This is a genomic window from Bacillus sp. LR_5 (genome assembly GCF_042709275.1).
Genome location: NZ_JAVAXX010000044.1, coordinates 1 through 11,361 on the forward strand (window position 1 = coordinate 1; position 11,361 = coordinate 11,361).

General features: G+C 48.0%; 9 protein-coding genes. 5 read left to right on the forward strand and 4 right to left on the reverse strand.

What is annotated here, in order from left to right; all coding sequences use genetic code 11:
- The 3 genes from tcyC to RAC86_RS12040 form a co-directional block, all read left to right on the forward strand.
- Positions 1–664: cystine ABC transporter ATP-binding protein TcyC (gene tcyC, locus RAC86_RS12030; RefSeq protein ID WP_377885671.1), on the forward strand; the 664-nt coding region annotated here is incomplete at its 5' end.
- Between the two features lie 320 nt (positions 665–984).
- Positions 985–1,632, forward strand: coding sequence for a YczE/YyaS/YitT family protein (locus tag RAC86_RS12035; RefSeq protein WP_014475783.1), 648 nt, complete (start codon positions 985–987; stop codon positions 1,630–1,632).
- Positions 1,633–1,736: 104 nt separating this feature from the next.
- Positions 1,737–2,411 (forward strand): 4'-phosphopantetheinyl transferase, encoded by a 675-nt coding sequence (locus tag RAC86_RS12040; RefSeq protein ID WP_003234549.1) that lies wholly within the window; start codon positions 1,737–1,739, stop codon positions 2,409–2,411.
- On the opposite strand, the gene RAC86_RS12045 is transcribed toward RAC86_RS12040, so the two are convergent.
- Positions 2,406–3,740: an aminotransferase-like domain-containing protein gene (locus RAC86_RS12045; RefSeq protein ID WP_377885672.1), complete on the reverse strand. Its 1,335-nt coding sequence runs from the start codon at positions 3,738–3,740 to the stop codon at positions 2,406–2,408. The genes RAC86_RS12040 and RAC86_RS12045 overlap by 6 nt on opposite strands.
- 123 nt (positions 3,741–3,863) lie before the next feature.
- Between RAC86_RS12045 and RAC86_RS12050 the strand changes: the two genes are divergently transcribed.
- Together RAC86_RS12050 and RAC86_RS12055 are read left to right on the forward strand one after the other, a co-directional pair.
- Positions 3,864–4,802: a DMT family transporter gene (locus RAC86_RS12050; protein WP_119899014.1), complete on the forward strand. Its 939-nt coding sequence runs from the start codon at positions 3,864–3,866 to the stop codon at positions 4,800–4,802.
- Between the two features lie 53 nt (positions 4,803–4,855).
- Complete coding sequence (locus RAC86_RS12055) at positions 4,856–5,413, forward strand: YcxB family protein (protein WP_119899012.1); 558 nt, start codon at positions 4,856–4,858, stop codon at positions 5,411–5,413.
- A gap of 14 nt (positions 5,414–5,427) precedes the next feature.
- On the opposite strand, the gene RAC86_RS12060 is transcribed toward RAC86_RS12055, so the two are convergent.
- The 3 genes from RAC86_RS12060 to srfAC form a co-directional block, all read right to left on the reverse strand.
- Positions 5,428–6,654: an MFS transporter gene (locus tag RAC86_RS12060; protein ID WP_119899010.1), complete on the reverse strand. Its 1,227-nt coding sequence runs from the start codon at positions 6,652–6,654 to the stop codon at positions 5,428–5,430.
- 100 nt (positions 6,655–6,754) lie between these two features.
- The gene (srfAD, locus tag RAC86_RS12065) at positions 6,755–7,483 is read right to left on the reverse strand and encodes a surfactin biosynthesis thioesterase SrfAD (RefSeq protein ID WP_003234568.1); all 729 of its coding nucleotides are present in this window, start codon (positions 7,481–7,483) and stop codon (positions 6,755–6,757) included.
- 28 nt (positions 7,484–7,511) lie between these two features.
- Positions 7,512–11,339, reverse strand: coding sequence for a surfactin non-ribosomal peptide synthetase SrfAC (srfAC, locus tag RAC86_RS12070; RefSeq protein ID WP_377885673.1), 3,828 nt, complete (start codon positions 11,337–11,339; stop codon positions 7,512–7,514).
- Between the last annotated feature and the right edge of the window lie 22 nt (positions 11,340–11,361).

Below are 11,361 nucleotides of genomic sequence, written 5' to 3' on the forward strand. Positions count from 1 at the left end.
AAAAGTCATCGCCATACTTGGGCCTTCAGGTTCAGGGAAAACGACGCTGCTCCGCTGCCTGAACGCTCTGGAGATCCCGAATCGCGGAGAGCTTGCATTTGATGATTTCTCCATCGATTTCTCCAAAAAGGTGAAACAGGCGGATATCCTAAAGCTTCGCCGAAAATCCGGAATGGTGTTTCAGGCGTATCACCTGTTCCCGCACCGCACAGCCCTCGAAAACGTGATGGAGGGCCCTGTTCAGGTGCAAAAACGGAACAAAGAGGAAGTCAGAAAAGAAGCGATTCAGCTTCTTGATAAAGTCGGATTGAAGGACAAAATGGATTTATATCCATTCCAGCTTTCCGGCGGACAGCAACAGCGCGTCGGCATCGCCCGCGCACTGGCGATTCAGCCTGAGCTCATGCTGTTTGACGAACCGACCTCAGCGCTTGATCCCGAGCTTGTCGGAGAGGTGCTGAAGGTTATCAAGGACTTGGCCAATGAAGGCTGGACCATGGTCGTCGTGACCCACGAAATCAAGTTCGCGCAGGAGGTTGCGGATGAAGTCATCTTCATCGACGGCGGCGTTATCGTGGAGCAAGGACCGCCGGAGCAAATTTTCTCCGCACCAAAAGAAGAACGGACACAGCGGTTCTTGAACCGGATTTTGAACCCGCTGTAATAAGAAAAACAGGGCGCCCGCGCCCTGTTTCAGATTATTGACAAAATCCTAAAACGATTTTCGTTTTAGGATTTTGTGATTTTCAGCGTGATTGAAAACCTTTGAAGTCTAGGAAGGGCGAGCATTGGAGCACAGCGAATATTAAATTCGTGAGCACCGAAGCACAGGCCTGACAACGAATGCAAGGGTTTGCCAACACGCTGAAACAGGGCGCCTGCGGCGGCCCTGTTTTTTTGTTGAGCCCCTTTCGCCTATTCCGCCCTTCTGTCAGATGTGCTACAATGACAATCGACTGATTTTTACGAAAGAAGGGACCTCACGTGAAGCAAGAACTTGTTCTGCGCTGGACATTTTATTTTGCCGGTTTGATCATTTTGGCTTTTGGTGTATCCCTGACGATAGAAGGAAAAGCACTCGGCATTAGTCCGTGGGATGCATTTCATTACAGCCTGTTTCAGCACTTCGGGCTTACCGTCGGCCAGTGGTCCATCATTATTGGAGCGCTCATCGTCGGATTCACGTCATTGTTTACGAGAGCTTGGCCGAAAATTGGGGCCCTCCTGAATATGGTGCTCATTGGTGTATTTATAGATTTTTTCAATTTCATTCTGCCTGCCCCCTCGACCTACACAGGCTCGATCATCGTCTTCTCTCTAGGCGTGGTGCTGATCGGTTACGGCGTCGGTGTTTATGTATCAGCAGGCCTTGGCGCGGGGCCGCGTGATTCACTGATGATGCTGATTACCGAAAAAACCGGCTGGAATGTGCAATGGGTGCGGAACGGCATGGAAATAACCATTTTGTTTGCGGCATGGGGCATGGGGGGGCCGATCGGTTTTGGCACCATTTTGACCGCCATCCTCACCGGACTTATTTTGCGCTTTTCATTGCCCCAGTCAATCCAGCTGCTGAATTATGCTGTGGCAAGGCGGACAGCCGCTGTGAAAGCATCTCCGCCTGTACACTAAAACAAAGCCGCCTTGGCTTTGTTTTTTTATTTTCTCCTCTATATGAGTCTTGTGGAAGTATGATAGGATGGTTTTGACAATCTTTTGCAGACGGAGGATCTAGAATGAAGATTTACGGAATTTATATGGACCGCCCGCTTTCACAGGAAGAAAATGAACGGTTCATGTCTTTCATATCACCTGAAAAACGGGAGAAATGCCGGAGATTTTATCATAAAGAAGATGCTCACCGCACCCTGCTGGGAGATGTGCTCGTTCGCTCAGTCATAAGCAGGCAGTATCAGTTGGACAAATCCGATATCCGCTTTAGCACGCAGGAATACGGGAAGCCGTGCATTCCTGATCTTCCCGACGCTCATTTCAATATTTCTCACTCCGGCCGCTGGGTCATTTGCGCGTTTGATTCACAGCCGATCGGCATAGATATCGAAAAAACGAAACCGATCAGCCTTGAGATCGCCAAGCGCTTCTTTTCAAAAACAGAGTACAGCGACCTTTTAGCAAAAGACAAGGACGAGCAGACAGACTATTTTTATCATCTATGGTCAATGAAAGAAAGCTTTATCAAACAGGAAGGCAAAGGCTTATCGCTTCCGCTTGATTCCTTTTCAGTGCGCCTGCATCAGGACGGACAAGTATCCATTGAGCTTCCGGACAGCCATTCCCCATGCTATATCAAAACGTATGAGGTCGATCCCGGCTACAAAATGGCTGTATGCGCCGCACACCCTGATTTCCCCGAGGATATCACAATGGTCTCGTACGAAGAGCTTTTATAAATGGCTCATCAACAGCTTGACACCGCGCTCAATATCTTCCGTTTTCACATTGGAAATATTGATTTTTAATAGATTTTCTTTCTGATAATCTGATAAATAATGACGGTCTATCGCCTCAAGGATCACCCCTTGTTTTTTCAGCCTATGAATCACTCTTGAGGCGGGCAGATCCCGAGGAAGCACCAGGTGGGTGTGCATGCAGGGTGCCTGCCCGCTGGAGAACGTAAAGCGGCCTCTTCCCAGCTGCCTGTGTGTTTGAATGGCTTGATGTAGCTTCAGCGACCGCTCTTTATAAGAATCTCTGATTTTCTCCTTATGCCTGCCGTACATACCGCTTTTCAGGTAAATCTCCAATGCCGCTTGAGAAATCATCGAACAGTCGATGTCGTTCAGTTTTTTGTACGCATAGAACGTGTCAGTCAGCGCTTCGGGCAAAACAGCCGCCCCCACGCGAAGGCCGGGGAATATCATTTTCGAGAAGCTTTTCAAATAGATGACATGTGAGGACAGATCATATGCGTACAGCGGATCTGCCTTTTTATTTTCCTCCAGATCACCGAGGTAATCATCCTCAACGAGGTAGACATCATACGCTTCTCCCAGTCTCACAAGCTCCTGTTTATCACGCTCTGACAATGAGCAGCCAAGCGGGTTATGGAAGCGCGGCATCGTATAAAAAAATTTAATCGATTCTGTTTGAAATAACCGCTCAACCTCGGCTATATCAAGCCCTTCTTCCGTTCGTTTCACACCGATGGCGGGAATCCCAAGCGTCTCAAGCTGTTCGACCATCAAATGGTAGCCCGGCTGTTCAATGGCGATCTTCTCTTTCCCATTTGGGAACGGCATGGCACAAAGCAAGGATAACGCCTGCTGGACACCTGATGTAATGAAAATATGCCGTTCATCCGCAAATACCTGTTGAGTGGCCAAGAGCTTTCGGAGTACGCGGATGAGTGATGGAAGCCCCTTTGGCGTCCCATAAATAAACAAATCGTTTTTGTATGTATCAATCGCTTTGTTGATGCAGTGCTGAAAATCAAGATACGGAAACACATCTGGATCCGGCGCAGATGTGGCAAAGTCGATGGGGCCAGGCTGCCCGCTTTTTGATTTCCCTGTCTTTTTCACAATATAATAGCCGCTTTTCGGAACAGAATAGATAAGGTGGCGCTTTTCCAGCTCCTGCAGCGCGCGGATCACTGTGCTTTTGCTGACTTGGTAGCGGGCGGACAGCTGACGGATAGATGGAAGCCTGTCTCCTTCTTGATAGGCGGTGCTTTGCATCATCTCCTCTATCCTCATTAATAGACTCATATATTTCTCCATGCCTTCTCCCCCTGTTTTGTACCGGTACAGTTCATTGTTTTTCTCATTGTACCGTTCTGACCGCGGCCATACAATAAAGGGAGCGACCGGCGCTGCAATTCAGGTAAAGGAGCCCTTCCCATTATGGTTAAACATCAGCAAGCCCCCGCTTATATAGCGGCTATTTTATATTCGTTCATTATCGGTTTATCCTTTCTATTCGTAAAAATCGCACTGCAAACAGCAGAGCCGTTTGATATTTTGGCGCATCGGTTCACCATTGCGTTTGCTGCGGCCACTATACCGATCTTATTCGGCTGGGTAAAGCTATCAATCCGCATAAAGGACGTCATTGCCATTTTGCCGCTCGCCCTGCTGTATCCCGCGTTATTTTTCAGCTTTCAGGCATTCGGCCTTGTGTACTCGTCCTCCTCTGAAGCGGGAATTATTCAGGCAGCCATTCCGATTTTCACGATGGTCTTTGCCGCTTATGTTTTAAAGGAACGCCCAACGTGGACGCAAAAGGGATTCACAGTTTTATCCGTTGCCGGCGTCATGTTTATTTTTGTGATGAAAGGCGTTGACGTGGAATCAGCCAGCTTAAAAGGGTCTTTGCTGATCCTATTGTCCGCTTTGTCCTCAGCGATGTACAATACTGCTGCCAGAAAAATGACGCAGCGGTTCAAGCTGACCGAGCTCACCTACATCATGTCAGCCATCGGCTTTGTCGTCTTCAACGCCATCGCCCTTGTGCGTCACGGATCGGCGGGAACAGTCGGCACTTATTTTCTGCCGTTCCGGGAGCCCGGCTTCGTTCTCGCCATTGTGTATTTGGGCGTGCTGTCTTCACTTGTCACTTCATTTCTGTCTAACTATACGCTGTCGCGAATTGAGGCGTTTAAAATGAGTGCTTTTAATCATATATCTACCATTGTGACGATGATTGCAGGAGTTGTGATTCTCAACGAAAGCCTGGCCTGGTATCATCTTGCCGGGGCTGTTTGTATTATGATTGGCGTGGTGGGGAGTAATATCAATCTGGAGAAAAAAACAAAGCGCCCTGGTATGCCTGCAAAAAAATGAGAAATTATGCTAGACTGAAAGGAAAAACATGGTTAGAGGTGTAGGTTTACCGTATGATTCAATATGCTAGTGAAAGTATCAATCTTCCAGGAGAAATCGCTTTTAAGGATGTAAGAGAAATCTTTTTTTATCAAATCGCAAAAATATCATGCTTTTACTTTCTGCTGTTTTGCGCCATATTTGCTGCAGTTAACTTCATTAACGGATGGCCCCGTATCGTTTATGGCAGTGACGCGCTTAACCTGTTTATGAACAGTATGTTGATTATCGTGATGTCAGTTCTGTTTACACTGCTGCTCCTCCTTCTTCTATATGTGAAGTTTTCCAGAGCATACAAGAAGAACGAACGGATGAAATCGAAAAGAACATATACTCTGAACCAAGAAGGAATTCGTATATGTTCTAAAAAATATGACCTCATTTTCAATTGGGATGAAATCACAGCTGTTTTCGAATATAAGAATATCTTCCGCATCAATACATCCAGCAGCCAATATATTGCGATCCCCAAACATTTTTTTCATTCCGAAGTGGAGATGAATAGATTCAAGAAGATTATCCTTAAAAATACCGGAACAAAAAAACTCAAATTTAAAAAGGATCAGCATTGACAGTGCTGATCCTTTTATATTGAATGGTGGGTTTCTTTTGCCTTCTGTTTATTGAAAAACGGCACCAGCTCTATTACAGCCGATAAACCCACAAACACGATGCACACAGCGACAATCAGCAAATAACCATGAGTCATGTCAAAAAACAAACCGCCCGCATACACGCTAAGAGCTCCGGCAACCTGATGGATAAAGAAATTGATGCCTAACAACGATCCGATCAATCCTGTTTGATAGCTTTCCGAAATTGACGCCGCGGTCAGCGGGATCACGCCTGTGTAACTGAGCCCGAATAACAGGATAAACCCGAAGTACCAAAGGTCGCTGTGATGAATTCCGAGAATGGGAATGAGCAGGCAAATGAGGCTGAGCAGCCGAATGAAAAATAAGATGGATAGCATGACGCTTCTGCTGCCGAGGAGATCGGACAGCCAACCCGCCAATAATCCGCCAATGATGATAAACGCCCCGAACGCGGCCATCATTCCGTTGACATGAGAGACATGCGCATCCTTCAGTATCGGGACGAGGTGAGCATCAATAATTCCCATTGTAAATCCGCAAGTAAACACGCCGAAGTACAGGATATGAATAAGGCGGGATTGCTTCATCACGTTCCAAAACCCCCGCCAATCATAAGATTTTTTCACAGACTCCGCTTGCGCATGTGGCGGGTGCTTCATCCCAAAGACGAGGAGCGGCAGCAGAACAGCCGCCATGACGATTCCCAAAATGATATAGGTGCTCTGCCAGCCGGCATGATACGGAGCCGCAGCCCAAATGGGCGAGAGAAGCAGCAGGCCCGCAGAGTTGGCATTGGTCAAAATAGCAAGCGCCAGACCTTTGTGTGTGTCAAACCAACGGCTGATGAAATACTGGGTCGTCACGCCGACCGCGCAGGAATACCCGATTCCGCCAAGCACACCGTAAATGGCGGAAAACACATGAACATTCGGTGAATAAGGAAGCACCAAAAAGCTTGCGCTGATGCAGACAGCTCCAAGCGCCATAATTTTTCTGACACTGAAACGGTCGATAAAAAAACCGACAAAAAACTGGACGATGCCGGTTGTGATCATAAAAATGCTGACAGAAACCGAAATCAGCGACCTGTCGGCATGGAAGGCATCCGCCATTGGCAGCATAAAAAATTGAAAGGAATTTCTGAATGAGTTCATTCCGATGGCGAAAACAAACGTAAACAGCAATACAAACCATTTCATCCTGGGAGACGTGCGCATGTTTCGACCTGCCTTTATTTGAGTATTTCGACTATTATACCATGCAAAAATTGGCATTCAACACTAAAAAAGCGGAACAGCCGAAGCTGTCCGCTTTTGATCACGGTTGAATGATCGGATGCTGATTCAAGATCGCAAAAATCCGTTCTGCGACTTCTTCCGTTTGTGACAGCAGGAACATGTGCCCGCCGTCAAATTGATGGAATGTGATGTCTTTTGCCCACTTCTTCCACCCTTCCGCATCTCGTATGCACTTTTTATCATCAAGCCCGTTAAAGACATGAACAGGCGACTGGATCTGGGCCAGATCGTAAAGCTCAAATTGTTCAAGAGCCCGGTAATCTGATCGGAAAGAAGGCAGGAAAAAGGACATGACCTCCTTATTTTCAACAAGCTCTGCGGGCATTCCGCCTAATTGGATAATATGATCGAGAAACTGATCATCAGGCAGATGGGACACTTTCTTCCGCTGAATATGAGGCGGCTGGATTGCAGAAATGATAACCGCCTGCGGAAAGATGCCTTCACGCTCAAGCTTTTGTGCCAGCCTGAAGGTGATCATTCCGCCCATACTGTGTCCGAACAGCACAAACGGCCGATCAGGGCGAAGGTTCAGTTCTTGCTTGTACAAATCCGTCAGCTCTTCGAGATCCTCAATGGCTGACGTTTGATTCGTGCCGTGTCCCGGCGGCTCGGCAGCGAGCATCTCGCACTCCCCCTGCAAAAAAGCATGGAGAGGGCGAAACGACGCCGAATAGCCGCCGGCAAACGGAAAACAGATGAGCTGCGTTTTTTCCGACGCATCAAATGATTTGAAGAGTTGGCTCATTGGCTGTCTCCTCCTTTCATCACTTCTTTTATGAAACCGTTACGGTTTGTGTATTAAGAAATTCGAGCAAAATCTCCGCATTCCTATCTAGCGTTTCGCCCTGCAGCATTTCTGCGTGTGTTCCGAAGCCTCTTTTCATACGGTAAGCACCTGTTGTAGCTTCTTCCCATGATGCAAGCCATTCCGGCATGTCAAAATCAGCGCCGGAAGTCAACAGATCAATATCTGCTTTCACCTGGCCTGTGCTGATCAGGTTGACGTAGTATGAGTAAAAGGCATGTGTTTTTTGCTTGAGGCCTTGTTTGACGGCTTCGCTGTTGAGCGCTTCATTGTCCCGATTGACATTCATCAACGCTTCGACATCACTTTCAACCGTGCGTCCGTCCAGATCACTGACACCTTGTTTTTTATAGGAATCGACCATGATGATCCGCTGAACAATACGGCCTTGTTCCTCAAGCTTTTTCGCAGCTTCAAACGCCAGGCTGCATCCCGCTGAATATCCAAACAATGTTAAAGGCCCTTCCGGCTGCAGCTTCTGGATCAAATCCGCATAGCGGTCAAGCCGGTCTTCCTCCTCAATAAAATCAAAGGCGCACAGCTTGTATGACGGCAAGCGGCTGGACAGATTTTGGTACATAAGGCCATAGCCCAAGACCGGCGGGAAGGCGAAAATGATCTGCTCCTGATCCTGATTCATTATCGTTACATCCTGCAAGCCATCGGGACCCCCGTTTTTCACATACGCTGAAATGCCGGCGATCGTCGGCGCTTCAAACAAAAGCTTTACTGGAAGATCAATCCCAAGCTCTTTCTTAATGCGGGAAGCGGCGGTCATTGCCTTTAAGGAATGCCCTCCGAGCGCAAAGAAATCGTCATGAATGCCAATTTGCTTTCTGCCGAGAACCTCAGACCATATTTGTGCGATTGTTTCTTCCATCTCGTTCCGCGGTCCGATCCATTCTTCCGCCAGCTGATCCTGATCAGGTTTTGGGAGCAGCCGTTTATTGACTTTCCCGTTCGTCGTTAAAGGAAGCTCATCCAAGAAGGTAAAGGTTTGCGGCACCATGTAAGCAGGAAGCTGTTTTTTCAGGTGCGCCTTCACGTCCTCAGCTGAAAGCTGCGTCCGGTTCACGAGGTAGGCATTGATTGATGCATCGCCAGACTCAGGGCGGTCCGCCACAACGACCGCATCTTTCACACCTGGGTATTCCTGCAGCTGCTTTTCGATTTCTTCAAGCTCAATCCGGTGTCCACGTATTTTGACCTGGTCGTCAATACGGCCGGCGTATTCAATCGTTCCATCCGGCAGCCAGCGCGCTAAATCCCCTGTGCGGTAAAGCGTTTCTCCCGGCTTGAACGGGTTCTTAATAAACTTTTCCTTCGTGAGGTCAGCACGATTTACATATCCTTTTGACACGCCCATTCCGCTGATGCACAGTTCACCGATCGCCCCGAATGGCTGGAGCTGGCTTTGCTCGTTCAGAATATAAACACTGGCATTGCTGATCGGCTTTCCGATCGGCAATGAGGAGATGGAATCCGGTATATCATGCACGACGTGAGCAGTCGCAAACACTGTTCCCTCAGTCGGCCCGTAGCAGTTAATCAGCTTGCCCGGCCCCATGACCCGCAGCGCTTTTCTGACATGAGGCACTGACGCGCGCTCTCCGCCGAATAATATACAGCGTAGTCCCTTCATCCAATCCTCTCCCGCATCCGTGAGAAGATTAAATAGTGCGGTTGTCGCAAACATGACATTGACATTCTCTTGCAGGATCAGATCTGTGAGCCGTTCTGTATCAAGCAGCGTATGTTCATCTGCGATAATGAGCCGTGCCGCATTCAGCATAGAAGCATAGAAATCAAAGGTAAATGCGTCAAAGGCGTAATTGGAAACAGATAAGAATGTATCTTTCTCAGAGAATGCCATGTAGTCTACATGCTTGACCAATCCTTGAATATTGGCATGAGTGGTGATATTGCCCTTTGGCTTTCCGGTTGTGCCGGACGTGTACATGATATATGCCGGATCATTAGGATCAATCGCGGTTGCAGGATCGCTTGCCTGTTCTTCAAACCGTGTTTGATCATCAATGAAGAGCGTTGTGCCTGTATACGGCAGCTCAGCCGCTTGTTCTTTCATCTCCTGATGCGTCAGAAGACAGGCTGCCGCACTGTCAGCCAGCATATACGAGATTCGGTCCTCTGGCAGCTTCGGATCAACCGGCAGATAGGCTGCTCCCGCCTTTAATACACCGAGAATGCCGATCACCAGTTCAAGTGAGCGCTTCGTGTACAGCGCTACAACAGAGCCTTTGCCCGCACCGTGTTTTTGCAGCCGGCGTGCAAGGCGGTTCGCTTCCTCATCTAATTCGCGATAAGACAGGGTCTGGCCGGAATACGTAAGCGCCGGCGCATCCGGATTGACGTTCACTGCTTCCTTGAACCAATCCGTCAGAGGCTTTGTTTCATGAGCTTGAGCCGGCGGGTTTAAGCCGTTTAGCAAAAATTCTCTCTCCCTGTCGTCAACGAGGTTGATCGTGCTGACAGGCTGATCAGGATTCTGGATGAGCTGCTGAATTGCTGTGAGAAGCTGAGATTTCAAGCGCAGGATAAACGCCTCATCAAACACATTCTCATTATAGGCAAGCTTAATCAGCATCTCATCTCCAGGGGAAGCCATCAGGTTGAGATCATAATTCGACTTCTCAAAAACATGAACATCCACCATATCAAAGCCGTTTTCACTGCTTTCTTCATTTTTCGCATCCTGAAGCGGATAGTTCTCAAAAACAATGATGTGGTCAATCAGTTTCGGCTGATCGGCCTGGCTTTGGATGTCATAAAGCGGCACATATTGGTGCGGCTCAGACTGCAGCGATTGCTCCTGCAGCTGCTTGAGCAAGCCGTTAAATGTGATACCCTCAGACAGCTTCACACGTCTCGGGACAACGTTGATAAACAGCCCGACCATATGTTCAACGCCTTTGATTTCCGCGGGACGCCCTGAAACAACTGTACCGAAGGCCAAATCGCCAGACTGCTGATAGCGGCTGATCAATACGCTCCAGACTGCCTGCAGCGCCGTACTTAAAGTGGTATGCTGCGATTTTGCAAGCTCAGTAAAAGCCTTTGTTTCCGCCTCCGACAGTGAAAAGAGCAGCTCTTTCGGCTCATAGCCGTCCTTCTGTTTCTTCCTTTGCTCCGCAAACGTCGTTTGTCCTTCAAAGTCCTCCAAGTACTCGCGCCAGTAGTGGAGCGATGCTTGTTTATCCTGCTTTTCAAGCCACTTGATGTAGTCTTTATACGGTTTGACGGGCGGCAGGCTGTACGGCTTTTGTTCGCGCAGAGCATTGTATACCTTAAATAGATCCTGTACGACGATGCCGAAGCACCATCCGTCCAAAATAATGTGGTGGTAGCTCCACACCCATTCAAAGCTTTCTTCAGCTTTCTTGAAAATGGCTGCCCGCATCGGAATATCCCGCGTCAAATCAAAACCCCTGATCTTATCCTGTTCTTTGTACTCATTGATTTTGGCTGTTTGCTCGCTGCCCGTTAAGTGTGTCAGATCGATTTCTTCTATTTGGAACTGCCGTTTTTTCAATACGACTTGGACAGGTCTTTTTACTTTTTCGTGAATGAACACGGTACGAAATACATCGTACCGGTCCATGATCACATTCATGCTTTCTTCAAGACATTTGATATTCAAGCTGCCTTTTACTTTCATCGTGATTTGTTCAAGGTAAAAGCTTTGGCCGGGATTCAGGATGGCATGAAAAAGCATCCCTTCCTGCATCGGCGATAGGTAATACATATCTTGAACCTGATCCTTGCTAAATTGACTCATATGTTTCGCTCCCGCCTTCTGT